The organism is Pseudoalteromonas sp. APC 3250 (assembly GCF_030407915.1).
Classification (GTDB): domain Bacteria; phylum Pseudomonadota; class Gammaproteobacteria; order Enterobacterales; family Alteromonadaceae; genus Pseudoalteromonas; species Pseudoalteromonas tetraodonis.
The window spans coordinates 88,858-110,035 of record NZ_JASDCM010000011.1; the positions used below are offsets into that span (position 1 = coordinate 88,858).

The 21,178-nt window shown below is 42.3% G+C and carries 21 protein-coding genes; 6 read left to right on the top strand and 15 right to left on the bottom strand.

Features of this window, described 5'->3' with window-relative positions:
• Positions 1 to 43: 43 nt before the first annotated feature.
• Both QL986_RS12535 and acs read right to left on the bottom strand, forming a co-directional pair.
• Entirely contained in the window at positions 44 to 694 is a 651-nt protein-coding gene (locus tag QL986_RS12535; protein WP_013465659.1) for a response regulator transcription factor, read from the bottom strand.
• 92 nt (positions 695 to 786) lie between these two features.
• Positions 787 to 2,727 carry an acetate--CoA ligase gene (gene acs / locus QL986_RS12540; protein ID WP_290191592.1) on the bottom strand — a complete coding sequence of 647 codons (1,941 nt, stop codon included), beginning with the start codon at positions 2,725 to 2,727 and terminating at the stop codon, positions 787 to 789.
• A gap of 417 nt (positions 2,728 to 3,144) precedes the next feature.
• Here acs and QL986_RS12545 point away from each other — a divergent pair, with 417 nt between their 5' ends.
• Together QL986_RS12545 and QL986_RS12550 are read left to right on the top strand one after the other, a co-directional pair.
• Positions 3,145 to 4,305: a DcaP family trimeric outer membrane transporter gene (locus QL986_RS12545; protein ID WP_290191593.1), complete on the top strand. Its 1,161-nt coding sequence runs from the start codon at positions 3,145 to 3,147 to the stop codon at positions 4,303 to 4,305.
• A 202-nt stretch (positions 4,306 to 4,507) separates the two neighbouring features.
• A complete protein-coding gene (locus QL986_RS12550) occupies positions 4,508 to 6,628 on the top strand; it encodes a TonB-dependent siderophore receptor (RefSeq protein WP_175610029.1) in 2,121 nt (706 codons plus the stop codon).
• A gap of 127 nt (positions 6,629 to 6,755) precedes the next feature.
• Here QL986_RS12550 and recA read toward each other — a convergent pair whose 3' ends face one another.
• Both recA and QL986_RS12560 read right to left on the bottom strand, forming a co-directional pair.
• Complete coding sequence (gene recA / locus QL986_RS12555; RefSeq protein WP_013465663.1) at positions 6,756 to 7,799, bottom strand: recombinase RecA; 1,044 nt, start codon at positions 7,797 to 7,799, stop codon at positions 6,756 to 6,758.
• Positions 7,800 to 7,867: 68 nt separating this feature from the next.
• The gene (locus tag QL986_RS12560; RefSeq protein WP_290191594.1) at positions 7,868 to 8,356 is read right to left on the bottom strand and encodes a CinA family protein; all 489 of its coding nucleotides are present in this window, start codon (positions 8,354 to 8,356) and stop codon (positions 7,868 to 7,870) included.
• Positions 8,357 to 8,377: 21 nt separating this feature from the next.
• Here QL986_RS12560 and mutS point away from each other — a divergent pair, with 21 nt between their 5' ends.
• Positions 8,378 to 10,963 carry a DNA mismatch repair protein MutS gene (gene mutS / locus QL986_RS12565; protein WP_290191595.1) on the top strand — a complete coding sequence of 862 codons (2,586 nt, stop codon included), beginning with the start codon at positions 8,378 to 8,380 and terminating at the stop codon, positions 10,961 to 10,963.
• Positions 10,964 to 11,024: 61 nt separating this feature from the next.
• On the opposite strand, the gene rpoS is transcribed toward mutS, so the two are convergent.
• The 11 genes from rpoS to QL986_RS12620 form a co-directional block, all read right to left on the bottom strand.
• Positions 11,025 to 11,996 carry an RNA polymerase sigma factor RpoS gene (gene rpoS, locus QL986_RS12570; RefSeq protein ID WP_128583141.1) on the bottom strand — a complete coding sequence of 324 codons (972 nt, stop codon included), beginning with the start codon at positions 11,994 to 11,996 and terminating at the stop codon, positions 11,025 to 11,027.
• Positions 11,997 to 12,113: 117 nt separating this feature from the next.
• Positions 12,114 to 12,938, bottom strand: coding sequence for a peptidoglycan DD-metalloendopeptidase family protein (locus QL986_RS12575; protein ID WP_128583120.1), 825 nt, complete (start codon positions 12,936 to 12,938; stop codon positions 12,114 to 12,116).
• 41 nt (positions 12,939 to 12,979) lie between these two features.
• Positions 12,980 to 13,558 carry a YqaA family protein gene (locus QL986_RS12580; protein WP_016899662.1) on the bottom strand — a complete coding sequence of 193 codons (579 nt, stop codon included), beginning with the start codon at positions 13,556 to 13,558 and terminating at the stop codon, positions 12,980 to 12,982.
• A gap of 9 nt (positions 13,559 to 13,567) precedes the next feature.
• Positions 13,568 to 14,206, bottom strand: coding sequence for a protein-L-isoaspartate(D-aspartate) O-methyltransferase (locus QL986_RS12585; RefSeq protein WP_128583119.1), 639 nt, complete (start codon positions 14,204 to 14,206; stop codon positions 13,568 to 13,570).
• Positions 14,196 to 14,960, bottom strand: a complete 765-nt coding sequence (gene surE, locus QL986_RS12590) for a 5'/3'-nucleotidase SurE (RefSeq protein WP_138563435.1) — start codon at positions 14,958 to 14,960, stop codon at positions 14,196 to 14,198. The genes QL986_RS12585 and surE overlap by 11 nt, the downstream gene beginning before the upstream one ends.
• Positions 14,941 to 15,990, bottom strand: coding sequence for a tRNA pseudouridine(13) synthase TruD (locus tag QL986_RS12595; protein WP_013465670.1), 1,050 nt, complete (start codon positions 15,988 to 15,990; stop codon positions 14,941 to 14,943). Before QL986_RS12595 ends, surE begins: the two co-directional genes overlap by 20 nt.
• Positions 15,987 to 16,469 carry a 2-C-methyl-D-erythritol 2,4-cyclodiphosphate synthase gene (gene ispF, locus QL986_RS12600; RefSeq protein WP_138686837.1) on the bottom strand — a complete coding sequence of 161 codons (483 nt, stop codon included), beginning with the start codon at positions 16,467 to 16,469 and terminating at the stop codon, positions 15,987 to 15,989. Before ispF ends, QL986_RS12595 begins: the two co-directional genes overlap by 4 nt.
• Positions 16,466 to 17,167 carry a 2-C-methyl-D-erythritol 4-phosphate cytidylyltransferase gene (ispD, locus tag QL986_RS12605; protein ID WP_290191596.1) on the bottom strand — a complete coding sequence of 234 codons (702 nt, stop codon included), beginning with the start codon at positions 17,165 to 17,167 and terminating at the stop codon, positions 16,466 to 16,468. The genes ispF and ispD overlap by 4 nt, the downstream gene beginning before the upstream one ends.
• Positions 17,157 to 17,444, bottom strand: coding sequence for a cell division protein FtsB (gene ftsB / locus QL986_RS12610; protein ID WP_013465673.1), 288 nt, complete (start codon positions 17,442 to 17,444; stop codon positions 17,157 to 17,159). Before ftsB ends, ispD begins: the two co-directional genes overlap by 11 nt.
• Positions 17,445 to 17,479: 35 nt before the next feature.
• Complete coding sequence (locus tag QL986_RS12615; RefSeq protein WP_016899656.1) at positions 17,480 to 18,112, bottom strand: hypothetical protein; 633 nt, start codon at positions 18,110 to 18,112, stop codon at positions 17,480 to 17,482.
• 70 nt (positions 18,113 to 18,182) lie between these two features.
• A complete protein-coding gene (locus QL986_RS12620; protein WP_138686834.1) occupies positions 18,183 to 18,656 on the bottom strand; it encodes a DUF2947 domain-containing protein in 474 nt (157 codons plus the stop codon).
• Positions 18,657 to 18,717: 61 nt separating this feature from the next.
• On the opposite strand from QL986_RS12620, the gene QL986_RS12625 reads away from it, so the two are divergent.
• Genes QL986_RS12625 through QL986_RS12635 form a run of 3 tightly spaced genes read left to right on the top strand, consistent with a single transcriptional unit; the run spans position 18,718 to position 21,030 of the window.
• Positions 18,718 to 18,942 (top strand): DUF1653 domain-containing protein, encoded by a 225-nt coding sequence (locus tag QL986_RS12625; protein WP_008110327.1) that lies wholly within the window; start codon positions 18,718 to 18,720, stop codon positions 18,940 to 18,942.
• Between the two features lie 50 nt (positions 18,943 to 18,992).
• Positions 18,993 to 19,841 (top strand): MoxR family ATPase, encoded by an 849-nt coding sequence (locus QL986_RS12630; protein ID WP_138686833.1) that lies wholly within the window; start codon positions 18,993 to 18,995, stop codon positions 19,839 to 19,841.
• A gap of 1 nt (position 19,842) precedes the next feature.
• Positions 19,843 to 21,030, top strand: a complete 1,188-nt coding sequence (locus tag QL986_RS12635) for a VWA domain-containing protein (RefSeq protein ID WP_138686832.1) — start codon at positions 19,843 to 19,845, stop codon at positions 21,028 to 21,030.
• Positions 21,031 to 21,178: the final 148 nt, after the last annotated feature.

The following is a 21,178-nucleotide window of genomic DNA, read 5'->3' on the forward strand; positions in this document are numbered from 1 at the left end:
CTTGAGTTGCAAAAAAGAGGCTCTCGCCTCTAATTTAACCTGTTTAAACTTGCTCTATGGGTTCTAGTTGTAATTTTGCGGCAATTAAAACAGCTTGAGTTCGGTTATAAACACCGAGTTTTCTAAATATGGCAGTAATGTGTGCTTTGACTGTGGCTTCTGAAATATGCAATTCGTAAGCTATTTGTTTATTAAGTAAGCCTTCGTGCAAATATTGTAATACACGGTATTGCTGTGGAGTAAGTGATGCAACTTGTGCGGCAATTTCCCTATCTTCGCCTTCTATTTCAGCTACCTTACTTTTTAGTTCGGTTGGCAGCCAAGTGTCGCCTTCAAGTATTTGGTTTATTGCATTAGCAATATCATCCGATGAAGATGATTTGGGAATAAACCCCATAGCGCCATAACCCATTACCTTAGAAACAATATTTACATCTTCACTACCCGAAACCACCGCAATCGGTAAACTCGGATAATCTTCACGAATACGGATTAATCCGTACAAGTCACCGTTACCTGGCATGTGTAAATCTAGTAGTAATATATCAAGATCTTCTTGTTCGCTTAACACTTTCAATGTGCTATCAAAATCGGCCGATTCAAAAACCTCTAAACCTGCAAATTTTGCGCTCAAAGCGCCCTTTAATGCTTCGCGAAATAACGGATGATCGTCCGCTATTAAAAACTGACTCATTGTTCACTCCCAAAAATTCGGCTGCTATCCGATAGACAACAGCCGATATACTACGTTTAGAATCAACTTCTAATCAAGCTTTTAACGCGAAATTAACGATTTAATCGATTTTCTACTAGCTCATCAACGACTGACGGATCGGCGAGTGTCGACGTATCACCAAGCTGTTGATACTCATTTGCAGCAATTTTACGTAAAATACGACGCATAATTTTGCCTGAGCGAGTTTTTGGTAACCCTGGCGACCATTGGATCATATCGGGTGATGCAATAGGGCTAAGCTCTTTACGTACCCAATTACGGATCTCTTTTGTTAGCTCATCACTCACCGTTACACCCTCGTTAGGTGTAATGTAAACATATATGCCTTGGCCTTTAATATCGTGCGGGTAACCGACAACTGCAGCTTCAGCTACGGCTTCATGAGCAACTAAAGCACTTTCAATTTCAGCAGTACCTAAACGATGCCCAGATACATTAAGCACATCATCCACACGCCCTGTGATCCAGTAATCTCCGTCTTCATCACGACGACAACCGTCACCGGTGAAGTAAACACCCGGGTAAGCACTAAAATAAGTTTGCTCAAAGCGCTCGTGATCGCCATAAACAGTTCGTGCTTGCGAAGGCCAGCTATCTAAAATAACTAGGTTTCCTTCAACAGCGCCCTCTAATGTATTACCCTCAGCATCAAATAACGCCGGTGCAATACCAAAAAATGGACGAGTTGCAGAGCCTGGTTTCATATCAGTTGCACCTGGAAGAGGCGCAATCATAATGCCGCCAGTTTCAGTTTGCCACCAGGTATCAACGATTGGGCAGTTAGATTTACCAATTTTTTCGTAGTACCACGTCCACGCTTCGGGGTTAATTGGCTCTCCTACTGAACCTAAAATACGCAGGCTATCTCGATTTGAACTGGCAATTGGCTCATCTCCTTTGGCCATAAGCGCTCGAATAGCAGTAGGTGCGGTGTATAAAATAGTAACGTTATGTTTATCAACAACTTCACCCATACGCCCTGCTGTTGGGTAAGTTGGCACACCTTCGAATACGACTTGCGTACACCCATTAACAAGCGGGCCATAAGCAATATAACTGTGACCTGTGATCCAGCCCACATCGGCACTACACCAAAAAATATCATCTTCTTGTAAGTCAAAAACATATTCATGAGTCATTGATGAATACACTAAATAACCACCAGTGGTATGTACCACACCTTTAGGCTGCCCCGTAGAACCTGAGGTATATAAAATAAACAATGGGTCTTCAGCGTTCATGCGCTCAGGCTCACACTCGGGTGCTTCATCAGCAACTAAGTCATGCCACCAAATATCATGGCTATGCCAATCAACATCGCCAGAGGTCAGTTTATGAACAACTACATGCTCAACGGTAGTTACCGAATCTTGTAACACCGCTTCATCTACATTGGCTTTGAGCGGAACACAATTACCTGCACGTCGGCCTTCATCTGACGTGATCACCACTTTAGCGCCCGAGTCGTTAATACGATCCGCAATAGCTGACGGTGAAAAACCACCAAAAATAACTGAATGAATTGCGCCTATACGAGCACAAGCCTGCATTGCATATATAGCTTGTGGGCTCATTGGCATGTAAATGGCAACACGGTCACCTTTTTTCACACCCAACTTTTTTAAACCATTGGCAAATTTAGCAACTTCATCATGTAGTTGTTGGTAGGTAATATTTTCGCTTTGCGAGGGATCATCGCCTTCCCAAATTAACGCTACTTTATCTGCTTTTGTTTTTAAGTGACGATCAATACAGTTATATGAGGCATTAAGGTAGCCATCTTCATACCATTTGATATTGATATGGCCTTTATCAAATGAAGTGTTTTTTACTTTTGAATATGGAGTAAACCAGTCAAGACGCTTACCGTGCTCAGCCCAAAACCCTTCAGGGTCCTCAATAGACTGTTTATACATCGTATTATATTTTTCATTATCGACGAGCGCTGCGTTTTTAATGTGCGCAGGAACTGGATAGATACTTTGTGACATATTAGTCTCCAATTTATATTACTTGCCTTAGGCTTTTCATCAAGGATTACTCAGCAGTGCACTATTAAATATTAGACATTAGTTGTATCTGAGTTCAAACAACGATTATCTTATCTATAATCCTCATGGCTACACCCTATTTACATAAAAAACATACTATTAAATAAAAGTATATGAACACTCAATAATTATTAAACCTTAGTCTAATAGACTAATAGTTGATTGAGTAAATTGTGTACATATACAACAGTAGCTTGAATATTTAAAAACTTTGATTGTTTATTAATAATTCGTATTTACTAACAAATTAGATTAAAGATAATTAAATTCAATCTGTTAGTACTATATAAGTAACACACATTAATACATATCATAAGCAAACAACATACAACAAGTAGCCTATAAAAGGACGCAACAATGAAATTTACTCCAATTAAAACACTGGCAGCTAGTGCTGTACTATGTGCACTTTCTAGCACAGCTTATGCTGCAAAAATAGGTGATACAGAATTTACCTACGGTGGATACATTAAACTCGACGCAATGTGGAGTGACTACTCAGCAGGCGCTCCTGCGGGCACCAGTGTTGGCCGTGATTTTTATGTGCCAAGTACACTAACCGTTGGTAACGATAATAGTTCAGACGCCGTATTTGATATGCACGCTCGTGAGTCACGTTTTAATTTTGGAACTGCTACCTTATTAGATAACGGTAAAACGGTTAAAACTAAAATAGAGCTAGACTTTTTATTGTCAGCTCCTGGCGGCAACGAGCGTGTGTCTAATTCATACTCTCCGCGCATTCGCCATGCATTTATCTCATATGATGGCTGGTTATTTGGTCAAACATGGTCAAACTTTCAAAACGTCGGTGCATTACCAGAAGCACTTGATTTTGTTGGTCCTGCAGAAGGCACGGTGTTTGTTCGTCAATCTCAAATTAAATACACTACGGGTGCATGGTCATTCTCGTTAGAGAACCCAGAAAGCACAATTACTACAGCCGGCGGTGGCATGGCCGTAACTGATGATGCCTCATTACCTGACTTTACCGCACGCTACACCCATAATGCTGATTGGGGTAACTTTGTAGTAACAGCCCTTGCTCGTCAACTGACCTACAAAGTAGGTGGTGTTGATGCCGATGAAACCTCATTTGGTGTTAGTGCATCGGGTATGGTGAAGCTTGGTGAAGACAATCTAAAATTTATGCTTACCCAAGGTAAAGGACTAGGTCGTTATGTGGGTCTAAACGTAGCACGTGGTGCGGTTCTTAATGGTGATGACCTAGATGCGATTGATTCAACATCTGGTTTTATTGCGTATCAACATAAGTGGAACAGCCAGTGGCGCTCGACGTTCTTATATTCTTTCTTTAGTGCTGACAATAACACTGATTTATTAGCTATCTCTGGCGACCCTGTTGAATCAAGCCAAAGCTACAGCGCAAATATTTTATACTCACCGGTTAAACGTCTAACCTTTGGCGCTGAATTTAAACATGCAGAACGCGAGCTTGAAAGTGGCGTAGATGGCGATCTAGATCGTTTACAATTTTCTGTAAAGTATGCGTTTTAATTTCCTAACCAATTAAAATACTGATTTACTTCCTGAGCGGCTTCGGCCGCTTTTTTTGTTTTTAACCAGAGCTCAAGTTAACCAAATCCATGCGCTTTACTTAAAAAATATTAAAGACGTGTAAAATACCCAGCAAACGCAATTGCAAATCACTCTCATTTAGATTAAATTACCACCCACATTTAATCTTATGGGAAACATGATGCTGTACAAACATAAAAACTCTGCATTTAAACTGAGTCTACTTACTTCACTGGTTTTATCTGGGCATGCTGTTGCAAACGACACGCAAGACGACCTACCTTTAGAAAAAATTGCCGTTTATGGGCAACATCATAAAAATTATATTACCGAAGAAGCACAGTCAGCGACTAAGCTAGGTTTAACCATTAAAGAAACTCCGCAATCAATTTCTGTTGTCTCACGCGCGTTGATGGATGACTTTTCACTTGATGATATTAATGCGGTATTAGAAAGCACCCCAGGCGTAACAGTGGAACAAATAGAAACCGATCGTACTTACTTTAAAGCCCGTGGTTTTGAAATAACTAACTTTTTAATCGATGGCTTAGGCACACCGCAAACCTCTGGTTCAATTCAAGGTACACTTGATACGGCAATTTACGACCGTGTTGAAATTGTACGTGGTGCCAATGGCATGATGACCGGTGCAGGTAACCCATCAGCGACTGTTAATATGGTGCTAAAAAAGCCAACCTACACAACACAAGTTCATGCATCGGTTTCTTATGGTTCGTGGAATAACAAACGTGTAGATATTGATGTTTCCACACCGATTAACGACGAGCATGCTGTCCGTGCTGTATTTACTAAGCAAGATAAAGAGTCATATCTAGACCGCTACGAAACCGATAAAACCATTGCCTACCTTGCCTATGAAGGAAAGCTAACCGACGATACACTTCTGAACATTAACTACGTAAACCAACAAAAAGATGCCGACAGCCCTCTATGGGGCGCGCTACCGCTTTATTACACAGATGGCTCCCCCACTAACTATGATGAGTCAACTAGTACAGCTGCAGATTGCTCGTATTGGGATAATAGCGCTGAACGTATCTATGTAACTCTTGAGCAAAATTTATCGGCTACCTGGGTCGCAAAAGCGCGTTATGCCCACATAAAGAATGAACAAAATTCTGAATTATTTTATGTGTATGGTACCCCAGATAAAGAAACTGGTTTAGGTTTAACCGGCTATGCGAGTCGTTATGATTACAAAGACACCCAAGATTTGTTTGACTTATATGCCAGCGGTAAATTTGAGTTATTTTCACTAGAGCACGACTTATCATTCGGTATTAGCCAAGCAAACATGGACTTTAATGACCAATCGCTTTATGACTACAGCACAGGAAATGGTTTCCCTGCGATGCCTGATTTAGCGACTTGGGATGGTGTTATCCCTGAGGCAACACTGGTTGATTCGCCTAACGGCAGTGATGTACAAAATACACAAAGATCTGCCTATATTTCAACTCGTATTAAACTAGCAGAGCCATTAAGCATTTTGGCAGGCGTTCGCTATACCGATTGGGAAACTAAAGGTACTGCTTATAGTGTCGTGCAAACCCGCGATGACTCAGAGGTTATTCCTTACATTGGTACGGTGTACGATTTTACTGAGTCGTTATCTGCGTATGCTAGCTATACCGAAACGTTTGTACCACAAAAAGAGTTAGGCATTAACGCTGAACAACTGGCTCCTGTAATTGGCAAAAGTACTGAGGTTGGCCTAAAAGCACAGCTTTTAGGTGAGCAAGTATTTGTTACACTCGCCTACTTTGATGCCGAGCAAGATGGACTTGCTGTTGCACTTCCAAACTCTCTTCCTAGCGATACGCGTTATTATGCTGCAGATGGTATCAATAGCGATGGATTCGAAATTGAGCTAAGCGGTCGCTTAACTGATGATTTAAGTGCCAGTATCAGCTTTAGTAATTTAAGTATTGATGGTGACGAACTTGTCAAAGATTACACCCCAGAAAACCAATTAAAAATGGCTGCCACTTATCAAGTGCCATTTATTGATGGTTTAACCTTAGGTGCTAATTACCGCTGGCAAGATTCTATTAGCCGTGTGCAAGTAAAAGATCCAGCAGGCAACGCATTGGTTACTACAAAACAAGGTGCTTATGGCTTACTAGATTTAATGGCCACCTACGAAATTACTCAAAACGTCGGTGTTACCTTCAATGTTAATAACAGCACTGATGAAAAATACATAAACAGCCTCTATTGGGCTCAAGGTTACTACGGTGCACCGCGTAACTACTCGCTGTCAGTTAACTGGCAGCTATAAATCTGAGTACTGGGCTCTCATGAACAGAGCTTAAGTCAATTTATAGCAAGCAATAAAAAAGCGCTAACCTAATTGGTTAGCGCTTTTTTTAAGCTCGGGTCAAATCAAGCTTTTAAAACTAATTGGCTTAAAGGTCGCCTTCGTCACCTAATACGTCTTCGCCATCTTCTGGCTCAACTGTTGCTTTTAGCAATAGCATTTCACGTAGTTTACCTTCAATTTCATCTGCAATTTCAGGGTTTTCTTTAAGGAACTTAATTGAATTAGACTTACCTTGGCCAACTTTGTTGCCATTATAGCTATACCAAGCACCTGCTTTTTCAACAAGTTTGTGCTTAACACCTAAATCAATCAGCTCACCCTGCTTAGAAATACCTTCACCATACATAATGATAAATTCAGCTTGTTTAAACGGCGGTGCAACTTTGTTTTTAACAATTTTAACGCGCGTTTCATTACCAACAACCTCGTCGCCTTCTTTTACCGAACCAATACGACGAATATCAATACGTACAGAGGCGTAAAATTTCAGGGCGTTACCACCGGTTGTTGTTTCAGGGTTACCAAACATTACACCAATTTTCATACGGATTTGGTTAATGAAAATACATAGCGTGTTTGAGCGCTTAATGTTACCAGTCAGCTTACGTAATGCTTGTGACATTAAACGTGCTTGTAAGCCCATGTGTGAATCACCCATGTCGCCTTCAATTTCAGCTTTTGGCGTTAATGCTGCAACCGAATCGACAATAACCACATCAACCGCGCTTGAACGCACTAACATGTCACAAATTTCCAGTGCTTGCTCACCCGTATCTGGTTGAGATACCAGTAACTCATCAATGTTAACGCCTAGTTTTTGTGCATAAATTGGATCAAGAGCATGCTCAGCATCAACAAAGGCACACGTTTTACCTTCTTTTTGAGCTTCAGCGATAACTTGCAATGTTAGCGTTGTTTTACCTGATGACTCTGGGCCATATACTTCAACAATACGCCCCATTGGTAAGCCGCCTATGCCTAAAGCAATATCAATACCTAGCGAGCCTGTTGATACAGCGTCAATGTTTAACGCCTTGTTATCACCCAATTTCATAATTGAGCCTTTACCAAATTGACGTTCAATTTGTGATAAAGCTGCGTCCAATGCTTTTTGTTTGTTATCGTTCATTTTACTCTCCAAATCCAGCTAATGCAGACAAGTATACTGTATGAAATCACAGTATCAAGCTAATTTTATTATTTTATCTTCTCTATTATACTTTTCAATGAAAATACAATAGCTTGCAGCCTAACTTGTGCCCTATCTCCATCAAATACTTGCTCAAACGCCCAGTGTTTACCGTTAATTTGTAGGCCAAACCACACAAGCCCTACCGGTTTGTCCTCAGTGGCACCACCGGGACCTGCAATTCCTGAAATAGCAATGCCAATATCAGCATTAGCCGCCTTACATGCACCTGCTGCCATCTCAATGACTGTTTGTTCGCTCACCGCGCCAAATTCCTCGAGGGTATCACGCTTCACATTGAGTAATTCATGCTTTGCGTTATTGCTATAAGTGACAAATGCGCGGTCAATATATGCAGAGCTTCCGGGGGTATCGGTAAGCGAATAACTCACTCCACCACCAGTACATGATTCAGCGGTAGTGATCCATAAGCGTTTATCCGTTAAAATAGCGCCTAATTGCGCAGCAAGTGTCTTAATCTCTTGATGTAATTCCATATTCAGCCTTTGGGTAAATACATGTCGTTTGATCTTTATGCACCGCACACTATAAAACAACAAACCCCTATGATGCAGCAGTATCTAAAAATAAAATCAGAGCATCGCGATATTTTATTGTTTTATCGGATGGGGGATTTTTACGAACTCTTTTTTGACGACGCAAAACGCGCCGCGCAATTGCTTGATATTTCACAAACACATCGTGGCAAAGCCGGCGGCGATCCTATTCCTATGGCGGGCGTGCCTTATCATGCAGTAGAAAACTATTTAGCCCGCTTAGTACAAATGGGCGAGTCGGTGGCTATTTGTGAGCAAGTGGGCGACCCAGCCACCAGCAAAGGTCCTGTTGAGCGCAAGGTAGTACGTATTGTCACTCCGGGTACCATTTCTGACGAAGCCTTACTGCAAGAACGCCAAGACAACCTTTTAACCAGTGTTTGGCAAAATAAAAAAGGCCAATACGGTATTGCGTATCTTGATATCAACTCAGGACGCTTTAATGTTGTTGAAGTAAACACTGATGAAGCATTTAGCTCAACGCTACAACGCTTAGCGCCCGCTGAATTACTGCATAGCGAACACTTTGAAAATATTCACTTAATTGAACACATTAAAGGGGCAAGACGTCGCCCTGATTGGGAGTTTGACCTTGATACCGCGCAACACTTACTGTGCGAGCAGTTTGGGACCAAAGATTTAGTGGGATTTGGCGTCGACAAAGCACATAGCGCCTTGGTGGCAGCAGGCTGTTTAATGCAGTACGTAAAAGATACCCAACGTATTGCATTACCGCACATCCGCGCAATCACTCTTGAGCATAACGAACACGCGGTTATTTTGGATGCGCCAACCCGTAAAAACCTTGAGTTAACGGTTAATTTATCCGGCGGCTTTGAAAACACCTTAGCCCAAGTGCTTGATAAAACAGCAACGGCGATGGGCTCGCGATTACTTAAACGTCGCATTCATACTCCTATTCGTAATAAAGATGAACTCAACTCACGATTTAATGCTATTACTGCCATTTTAGATGCACAATTATGTGGTGAACTGCATGACGCGCTCAAAGAGATTGGTGATATAGAACGTGTAATTGCTCGCTTGGCATTACATACCGCTCGCCCACGCGATTTAACACGGCTTCGCAGTGCGCTTCAAGCATTAGCACCGCTGCATAGCTTATTAAACGATGCAACTGATACACGTATTTCACATATAATTACGCATTCTAAAGAGCTTCCTGAGCTACAAGCATTACTTGAACGTGCTGTCATTGATAATCCGCCAGTGTTAATTCGTGATGGCGGTGTTATTGCGCCAGGGTATAACAGCGAACTCGATGAGTGGCGTAATTTAAGCCAAGGTGCCACCGATGTGCTTGAACAGCTAGAGCAGCGCGAACGAGAACGCACCGGTATTAGCACACTTAAAATTGGTTATAACCGAGTGCATGGCTTTTTTATTGAAGTGAGTCGCGCCAACTCGCACTTAGTGCCTGCAGATTACATTCGTCGTCAAACATTAAAAAATAACGAACGCTATATAATCCCAGAACTAAAAGAACACGAAGACAAAGTCCTCGGCAGTCAATCAAAAGCGCTGGCCCTTGAAAAACAATTATACGAACAGTTATTTGAATTTATAGCTCCGCATATTGAGCAGCTACAAATAATGGCCTCAGTAATTGCCGATCTAGATGTACTGAACAATTTAGCAGAGCGAGCCCAAACACTTAATTATGCCAAGCCAGAGCTTTGCGATAGCGATAATATCAGCATTAAACAAGGCCGCCACCCTGTGGTAGAGCAGGTAATGAAAGACCCGTTTATTGCCAATCCTGTGGAGCTCAATAACCAGCGTAAAATGTTGATTATTACCGGCCCTAACATGGGCGGTAAATCAACCTACATGCGCCAAACTGCGCTTATTGTGCTTATGGCACATATTGGCTGTTACGTTCCTGCCGATAGCGCTAAAATTGGTAATATAGATAGAATATTTACCCGTATTGGCGCCAGTGACGACTTAGCATCTGGGCGTTCAACCTTCATGGTTGAAATGACCGAAACCGCGGCTATTTTAAATAATGCCACCGCGCAATCATTGGTGCTTATGGATGAAATAGGCCGAGGAACCAGCACCTACGATGGTTTATCACTGGCGTACGCGACGGCTGATCACCTCGCTTCAAAAATAGCGGCTAAAACCCTGTTTGCAACCCATTACTTTGAACTTACAGAGCTTGCAGAGCAAACACCTGGGCTGGTTAATGTGCACCTAGATGCCATTGAACACAACGATACCATTGCCTTTATGCACACGGTATTAGATGGTGCCGCAAGTAAGAGTTTTGGTTTGCAAGTGGCAGCCCTGGCTGGTGTGCCTAAAGCGGTTATTGCCCAAGCTAAACAAAAGCTAAGCTTGCTTGAAAACCATCAAAGTGTCACCACAGTCACTACAGAGCAACAGGTTTTACCGTTTGATAGTGAACCGCAAATAATTCAGCCTAGTGAGCTTGAGCAACAAATGAGCGCAATAGACCCTGATAACCTATCACCGCGTCAAGCGCATGAACTGCTTTATAAATTAAAAGCACTGCTTTAAACGCATACAGCCCGGCTTAAAAAGCCGGGCTGTATTCATTTTTCTGTGTGTTTAGATTAGATTAAGCAAATTGTTCAAATAAGCTTTCGGTACTTAATCCTTCTTGCTGCAAAATATCTTTTAACCGACGTAACGCCTCAACCTGTATTTGGCGAACTCGCTCACGGGTTAAGCCTATTTCACGGCCAACATCTTCAAGGGTTGAGGGTTCATAGCCTAGTAAACCAAACCGACGTGCAAGTACTTCGCGTTGCTTAGGATTTAATTCACCTAACCAGTCAATAATATGCGTATTCATATCGTTGTTTTGTACTTCACCTTCAGGGCCTACATTTTTTTCATCAGCTATCACATCTAGTAATGCACTGTCATTCTCGCCACCAATGGGCATATCTACAGAGGCTATTTTTTCATTTAGGCGTAGCATTTTGGTGACGTCTTCGACCGGTCTATCTAAGCTTTCTGCAATTTCTTCTGCGGTAGGCTCATGATCAAGCTTTTGCGTTAGCTCACGTGCTGTACGTAAATAAACGTTAAGCTCCTTAACTACATGAATAGGCAAACGAATCGTACGCGTTTGATTCATTATCGCCCGCTCAATGGTTTGACGTATCCACCATGTAGCATAAGTAGAAAATCGAAAACCACGTTCAGGATCAAACTTTTCAACCGCTCTAATGAGTCCTAAGTTACCTTCTTCAATTAAATCGAGTAGAGCAAGCCCACGATTGTTATACCTGCGCGCAATTTTCACAACCAAGCGTAAGTTACTTTCAATCATGCGTTTACGGGAAGCTTCACAGCCTTTAAGCGATTTTCGTGCAAAAAAAACTTCTTCTTCGGCACTTAATAGAGGGGAAAAGCCAATTTCGCCTAGGTATAACTGAGTGGCGTCGAAGTTTTTAGTGACTTCTTCTTTAACAAATACGTCTTCATCTTCCACGTTATCAAGTAGTTGCGTTGGCTCTTCAACTTTTGAATCGTCAAACTTATCATCAGTGGGGGTTTTCTCAGCTTTTGCTACATCAGCCATAAGACTTCTCCTGAGCAAGCTATCAATAACTTTATGATTAAGGTCTGTAGTCGTTTTATTAGCTTTTGCTGTATTAGCCATGAGCCTTCTCCAGAACTGTCAATCAACACCTTTAGTTCAGGGTAGGTATTTAGCAGGGTTAACAGCTTTTCCTCGATAACGAATTTCAAAGCGAAGTGCCGTTACTGAAGACTCTGAATTACCAATTTCTGCTATTTTTTGTCCCGCCTTCACTATTTGCTTTTCTTTAACAAGTAACTTTGAGTTATGTGCATAAGCACTTAGGTAATCATCATTATGTTTCAATATAATTAAATTACCGTAACCTCTTAGTGCACTACCCGCATAGACTACCGTTCCTTGAGCAGCGGCGAATACTGCCGTCCCCTTTTTATTAGCAATCTGTAGGCCTTTATAACCATTTTCCTTGTTAGAAAAGCGTTGGATTATTTTACCTTTAGCAGGCCAAAACCAACTCAACTTTCTGTTTGTAGAACCTTGAGGCTTGCTAATTTTTTGGTTAGCTTGTTTTTGAACATACCTACGTTTTTTCGGCTTATCAAGCTCTTTCTTTAATTTTCTGTTGCTTTTTTGTAAATGGGATGGATTTTTAACAGCTTTCTTTTTATACTTTTTTTGTGTAACCCTTGACCTACTTGGTTCTAAAAGGGATACAACCTGACCAGGAACAATAGTGTAAGGTGATGGAATTGAATTGTTTTTTGCAAGCTCTCTGAAATCTTTTCCGGCACTAAAAGCAATCGAGTAAAGTGTATCGCCTTTTTGTACTGTGTATTTTCCGCCGTTAATATTAATCCGTGAGGGATAGTCATTAATATTATTATTTAAACTGCTTACCGGAGCGGGAACATGGCGAGACGAGCATGCACAGAGCAAAACACTAATAAATAAAGCAACATAACAGCGTATTTGTTTATTCAATGCGTTTTGCCCTCTGTGTTAATAACATTAATATATAGTACTTAACGTAATAAAATGTACGCAACAACAATTAAAGCAACAACAGCCCAGCCAAGCACTTCAATATATTGACGTAATTTTTGCTCCATTTTAACTCCGCCCCATTTCATTAAAGCAGATACTAAAAAGAAACGCGCCCCTCGTCCAACCGCCGATGCAACAATAAAGGGTAAAAACGCCATTTGTAATACCCCTGCACCAATAGTAAATACCTTATAAGGAATAGGCGAAAACCCGGCTAAAAATACCACCCATACGCCATAATCTTTAAACCATGTAAGTGCCGTATTAAATTTATCTTGCCATTGCATTTGTGCAATAAAAGGCTCTACAACAGGTTCAAATAACCAAAACCCTAGTAGATAACCTAGCACGCCGCCAAGCACAGAAGCTACGGTAGCAAAGCTTGCAAATCGCCATGCTTTACTCGGTTGTGCCAGCGACATAGGCGCTAACATTACATCGGGTGGCACCGGAAAAAAAACCGATTCGGCAAAGCTCATCCCTGCTAAATAACGTTCTGCATGGCGATGCTTAGCCCACACTAAGGCCATATCATATAACTTGGTAAACAACTTCAAAATGAATTCCTATTCAATATCGCCAGGGACCAAAGGTACAAATCTTACTGGCGCAATTACATGCTCTGTAAAGCTATCGCCTTGGCGAATAACCATGGTTAATTTTTGTTCTGCCTCACCAATGGGGGCAAGTAATACGCCTCCATCTGCAAGTTGTGCGAGTAGTTCTGGAGGGATAATCGTTGCCGCAGCCGTCACAATAATGCCATTAAATGGCGCTTGCGATTGCCATCCTTGCCAACCATCACCGTGTTTCATAGTGACATTATATAAATCGAGCTGATGTAATCGACGCTTTGCTTGCCATTGCAAAGCTTTTATACGCTCTACCGAATACACCTTATCAAAGGTTTTAGCTAAAACCGCAGTTTGATAGCCCGACCCGGTGCCTATTTCTAACACCTTATGTTGCACACCGGCTAATCGCATTAGCTCGGTCATGCGCGCAACAATATAGGGCTGAGAAATAGTTTGCCCTTGTCCTATAGGTAGCGCGGTATTTTGATACGCCTTGTGTTTGAGTACATCATCAATAAAGATATGCCGAGGAATTTGCGCAATCGCCTTTAAAACCTCCTTATCTTCTACGCCCTCTCGTTGTAATAGGTCTGAAAGCGCTTGTGCACTGCGGGTATAATTAGCCAGCACGGTTAATCTCCAACTCGGCTAACCACTCTCCCACAGCTTTGATACTGTCTTTAGCGGTCATATCAACGCTCAATGGGGTGACTGATGCATAGCCATTATTTACAGCATAAAAGTCAGTGCCTTCACCGGCATCGCTTTCTGTACCCAAAGAACCATACCAAAAAATATCGCGTCCCCAAGGATCGGTTTGCTTGGTCATGGTTTCTGCTTTGTGACGAGCCCCTAAACGAGTTACCTGAACCCCTTTTAGCTCACTTAAAGGAATATCTGGCACATTAATATTGATGATCTGATCTTTAGGCAGTGGATGCGAAGCAAGCCCTTTAATAATATTGACCGTAACGGCTGCTGCCGTTTCAAAGTGTTCACCATGGTGAGAGCACAAAGACACCGCAATTGCTGGTAAACCCAGATGACGACCTTCAGTCGCCGCAGCAACCGTACCAGAGTAAAGTGTATCGTCACCTAAATTGCCGCCGTGGTTAATACCGGCTACCACTAAATCGGGCTTTTCATCCATTAATTGATTCACACCTAAATGCACACAATCCGTTGGCGTGCCATTAACCGACATAAAGCCATTGTCGAGTGTCGTTGCACGCAAAGGATTCATTAACGTCAGTGAATTACTTGCGCCACTGCAATTTCTATCTGGCGCAACCAGCGTTACCTCAGCAATTTGTGTTAATGCTTGGTATAAAACAGCAATACCTTTGGCATTAACACCATCATCATTACTTAATAGAATCTTCATCTGCGTTATCCTTTTCTTTTCGCTCGCGAGGACTGGCGTCAGTATAATCAACCAGTTCGCGCAGTAAAGCCGTTGCAAAGCAGCCTTTGGGTAAACCAAAGCTGAGTTTTAATGTGCGTTCATCAAGTGTTTCTACACTTAGATCTTGGGGGATTAAACGCAGCATTCTGCGCTCGTTTTTAAGCCCTAACTCACCTAAGCCATCACACCATGCTTGATACGGTGCCAACCATGTTTTTTCTTGTTCGGTAAGGCCTTTTTCGCTTTTGCCCACCATGGGCGCCGACATCATAATATCGCCAGAGGCAAGACGTGCAATATTTTCATCGCTGATCGCATCTTCAAAAAACGCATTGCTACCGCTAAGCATAAATACTTCGCGGTGCATGGTTTTAGCAAGGCCATGTTCTGCCACGCGTAAACTAACAATTTGATTAAACACATGTGAACGTGCTGCAGAAATAATAATGCCTCGCAGCTTTTTATCGCGTATGCGCTCACCGGCAAACATTTTTTCAGCCATGACTAAGTTATGCCCATCACGGCCAAAACGCTGCTCACCAAAGTAGTTAGGCACACCAGCACGCACTGCGTTTATACGGCACAAAATATCAAGCGGCTCGGTTACATTGCGCAAGGTAATGGTAAATCTATTTCCTTTATGACAACCGGTGCGTAATTTTCGCTCATGGCGCTGCTGCGATACCACAAACACGCTTTCACTGTTCAGCTCAGTAAAATCAATATGCTTTTTAATCGGTACTTTTACGCTAAACCACTGCGAGCATACTCCATGGCGGTCTTTCATACCGGCATAGCTTACATCACGTGGCGATACACCCGCTTTTTGTGCAATGAGCTTAGCCACATATTGAGTGTTTTCACCCTTTTTAACCACTTGCAAACACACGTGTTCACCACTGCCGGTAAACTCTATACCGAGATCTTCATCAACCATGAAGTCTTCTGCGGTGGTTTTAAAATCGGCTTTAGAAAGCGGCGCGCCGTATAAATAATTTAATTCGCTCATGCGCTTTGTTTACTCATAATGACCACGGCATGGCTTGAAATACCTTCTTTTCGCCCCTCAAACCCGAGCTTTTCAGTGGTTGTGGCTTTAACATTTATCTGTGAGAGCTCAGCATTTAAATCACTGGCAAGATTGGTTCGCATTGCTTGAATGTGCGGCAGCATTTTTGGTGCTTGTGCCACAATGGTGACATCCGCATTGCCCAATACATAGCCCTGTTGCTTGGCTAGGTTCACTACATGGCGAAGTAAAATACGGCTATCGATATTTTCATACTCACTGGCTGTATCTGGAAAGTGCTTACCAATATCACCTAATGCCAATGAGCCTAAAATCGCGTCACATAAAGCATGAATAGCTACATCACCATCTGAGTGCGCTAAAAAGCCTTGAGGGTAATCAATTTTTTCGCCGCAGATGGTTAAAGGCCCTTGGCCTCCAAACTTATGCACGTCAAAACCATGGCCTATTCGTATCATGTTGCACTCTCATTATTTTGTTTTTGCAGTAAAAAGCCTGCTAAGTCTAAATCTTCTGGGGTGGTAATTTTAATATTATCACTGCGCCCTGCCACCAGCTTTACCGGCTTATTTGCCCACTCCATTGCACTGGCTTCATCAGTAATAATTGCCCCATTGGCTAACGCATTTTGCAGTGCTGTTTTGAGCTCGTCATATTTAAAAAGCTGTGGCGTAAGTGCTTGCCATAAATCATCACGAGGCACTGTTTGCTGCGCATGGCTCTGCCCTCGTTTTATGGTGTCTTTTACTTTGCTGGCTAAAATGCCGCCTTCATCAGCCTGCATGCACTGTGCTATTAGGCGCTCTATATCAGCAATATCAACTAAAGGTCTTGCTGCATCATGCACCAAAACCCAAGTCGGTGGATTGGCAGCTAAAAACAATAAACTGTTTAATACTGAATCTGCACGCTCTTTACCGCCAATAACACGCAAGATGCGAGGATCAGATAGCGTAAGGTCGTCAAAGTAAGGGTCGGTTTCGCTCAAAGCCACCACTATAGAATTTAACTGCGGTAACTGCGATAACTTAGCGAGCGTGTGCTCTAAAATGGTTTTCCCTGCTAAGGAAATATATTGCTTTGGTGTTGTGTGTTGCATTCTGCTGCCAACACCTGCGGCAGGAACAATAGCTGCAATAGTAAATTTATTTGTCATGGTGTTGAGCCGGTAAAACACGAATAAAGGTTTCGTCCGGTTTAATCATTCCTAATTCGTTGCGGGCACGCTCTTCAATACCTTCAAGGCCGAGCTTTAAATCTTCTATATCCGCTTTTAATACTTTATTACGCTTGATCAGCTTTTCGTTTGTTTGTTGATGCGATGCTACCGCATTTTTTAGACGGGTGTAGTCTTGCACACCATTATGGCCAAACCAAAGTCTATACTGAATAAAAAGTGCTAAGCACAACAAGCCAAATTGAAAAAATCGCATTAAACACTCCTTATTTTAATTTTGAATTGTAAGCTTTACGCCAATGGCCGCTTAACATTGCGCCAATTAATATTGGCAGCCAATAACATTTCCCGTAACGATAATACCCGTGGCGTACTGCGCTTTGAAAACTGCCACTGGTGGCCACAACACGCCGCAGCAAGCGTTGCTTTGTTGGGTTTGAGTAATTGCGCACTTTGCTGCTCAAGCCCTTGACCTAAAAAATCAAACCAGCCAAGCTCATTGCAATGAACCTGTGTTTTAGTTACTTGATCAATGCTGTCTATTCTAACCCGAATTTGGCCGTGATTTTGTAATAATACAGGAATAATCAGCCCAACTTTGGCATAGACTTGATAAAAAAGTTCATTCGCTGAAGAATTAACTTCTGGCGGAGTTGGTTTTTGCTTTTCAAGCCACCCACCATTTTGCGCATCGAGCGTAAAAGGCGATGTTGCATTAGCCACCCGTGTTGCGGCACGTTCAATGTAATAAGGCAGGCTTTTTAATTGCCTGCGTAAACGATCACCATTAGGTTCAGCCACTAAGCGCTGCACCTCACGCTGATAAAAGGCATTACATAATTGTGCATAAAGCACTTTTTGTGCATCAGTTTGCCACATTTCAACTTGTTGGTTTGTGTCAAATTGCTTATTTTTACTGACCAATCGCTGTACTCAAAAACACCTTAATAGATGTTTTATAACACAGTAATGCACAGTTTTTAAGCACCGATTGTTAGGGCTTTTCGCCTAATTTCGCAATGCCTGATTCTAAAAATTGCACAACCGTATTACGTTTTTTTCCAATTAATAAACTGCCATCGGCTAAAAACATAAAGTTTTGCCAGTTGCGTTTAAACACATCAAAGCTCGTTTCAATAATATTATCGCGCGCCATACAAAAATAAACGGTGGTGTTAGCCTGCCAGTCTAGGTGGTTTAAAATAGCGTAAGGAAATTGGGGATCTTCGCTTTCCCATGCGTCTTCCCAATTTACTTCTTGGCTAAAGTTTTGCTCTTGCGCGCACCAATCGGTTTTATCAAAAAAGTCAGGATGATCATGTTCACGACTCACCATGGTTGTCCATAGCACTGCAGCACGCTCGCTGCTCATCGGTTTAATATTAGCTGCATCAATATCTGAAACCGGAATATCTTTGTGGCGAAATACCCAGGCTTTTTTGTAATCATCAAGAGAAATATAATTCATAGTATTGGCGTATTCTTTGGCATAATAAAAAGCGAAGGCAAATTATACAAGATAACAGACTATGACTACAGCACTAAAACTGGGTTTATATCAACACTACAAAGGCCCACAATACAAAGTTATGCATGTGGCAACTCACAGCGAAACCAACGAGCAATTGGTTATTTACCAAGCCTTATACGGTGAATACGGCATATGGGCACGCCCACTAAGTATGTTTACTGAAACCGTAGAAAAAGACGGTAAAACGATTGCTCGTTTTGCCTACCTTGGTGAAGCCGATTAACTATGGCATTATAACGCATAATAATTACTGCTCAGACCAGAGGATGACCCGTGCAATTTAATTCAACCGACAACTACATCGCAAGCTCAGCATTAAAACAGGCCGTAAACGCCGCTATTATGCTGCAAAAACCGCTTTTAATTAAAGGCGAGCCGGGCACAGGTAAAACCATGTTGGCTGAAGAGCTGGCAAAAAGTTTAGATACTGAGCTTATTCAGTGGCATATAAAATCAACCACTAAAGCGCAGCAAGGTTTGTACGAGTACGATGCAGTATCGCGTTTACGCGACAGCCAGCTAGGTGATGAGCGCGTTCACAATATTAGCAACTACATAGTTAAAGGTAAGCTGTGGAAAGCCTTCATGTACGCTGAATTAAACGGCAAACGCCCAGTACTCCTGATTGACGAAATAGACAAAGCCGATATTGAGTTTCCAAACGATTTACTACTCGAACTCGATAAAATGGAATTTCACGTTTACGAAACCGGTGAGCGCATTGTGGCCAAAGAGCGCCCTATTGTGATCATCACGTCAAACAATGAAAAAGAGCTGCCTGATGCGTTTTTACGCCGCTGCTTTTTCCATTATATTGATTTTCCAAATAGCGACGAAATGCAGCAAATTATTGATGTGCACTACCCGCATGTTAAACAAGATTTAGTTCGCCAAGCACTTGAAGTGTTTTTTAACTTACGCGAAGCCAACGGCCTTAAAAAGAAGCCATCCACCAGCGAGTTACTGGATTGGTTAAAACTATTAATGGCTGAAGATATAGACGCAAAAACCCTGCACGACAAAGCGCAAAAAGGCGGCTTAATGCCGATGTTTGGCGCACTACTTAAAAACGAGCAAGACATAAGCCTAATCGAAAAGCTCGCGTTTATGAGCCGTCGCTAATATGTTGGTACAGTTTTTTTTCACGCTACGCAAATACCGCTTACCCGTGAGTCTGCGCGAACTGCTCGATTTAATAAACGCTTTAAAACAAGGTGTTGTATTTGCTGATGTAGACGCCTTTTATCATTTAGCGCGCACTATTATGGTAAAAGACGAAACCCATTTTGACCGTTTCGATAAAGCTTTTAGCGATTACTTTAGCGGTATTGCCGACTTAGACCTGCTCGAGAGCTTAAAACAGCAACACAACTTACCTGAAGATTGGTTGCGCAAAGAGTTTGAAAAGCACCTAAGCGATGAAGAAAAAGCCCAACTAAAAGCCATGGGCGGGCTAGACGAGCTGATGAAAACTCTTAAAGAGCGTTTAGAAGAACAGCAAAAACGCCACGCAGGCGGCAATAAGTGGGTAGGTACCGGCGGCACCTCGCCTTTTGGGGCATACGGCTATAACCCTGAAGGTGTGCGTATTGGTCAAGATGGCAACCGCAATCGCCAAGCAGTAAAAGTGTGGGATAAGCGCGAATACCGTAATCTAGATTCTGACCGCGAAATTGGCTCACGCACTATAAAGCTGGCACTTAAAAAACTACGCAAATTTGCCCGCACTGGCGCAAGCGACACCCTTGATTTAAACGAAACCATACGCGCGACCGCCAAACAAGGTGGCATGCTGGATGTAAAAATGGCACCCGAGCGCCACAACGCCGTAAAAGTATTGATGCTGTTTGATATTGGCGGCTCAATGGATGATTACATTCATACCTGTGAAGAATTATTTAGCGCCGCCCACAGCGAGTTCAAACATTTAGAGTTTTACTACTTTCATAACTGTTTATACGAACATGTTTGGCAAGATAACCAACGCCGCCACTCAAACGTTATTGACACCATGACGCTGATCAACAAGTTTACCAGCGACTACAAAGTTATATTTGTCGGTGATGCCACTATGGGCCCATATGAAATTGCCTATCCTGGCGGCTCAGTAGAACATTGGAATGAAGAACCCGGCAGCGCGTGGCTGGCACGAATCACTAATCACTTTGATAAAGTCGCGTGGCTCAACCCACAACCGGTTGAACACTGGCCGTATTATCAATCAATTGATTTTATAAAGCAGCTGATGGATAACAGAATGTACCCGCTGAGTTTAGATGGGATAAGTAGAGCAATAAAAGAGCTGAGTTAAATATTAATTTACGACAGCTCAGCAGCAGAGCTTCGGTCGTGAACCTATAAAATTGTTGGGTGGCGCCTTCGGCTTAACCAACCTACCTTTTGATGTAGTTCAGATAAGTGGCGAAGCCACGCCATCCGACAAAATGATGGATGTACCA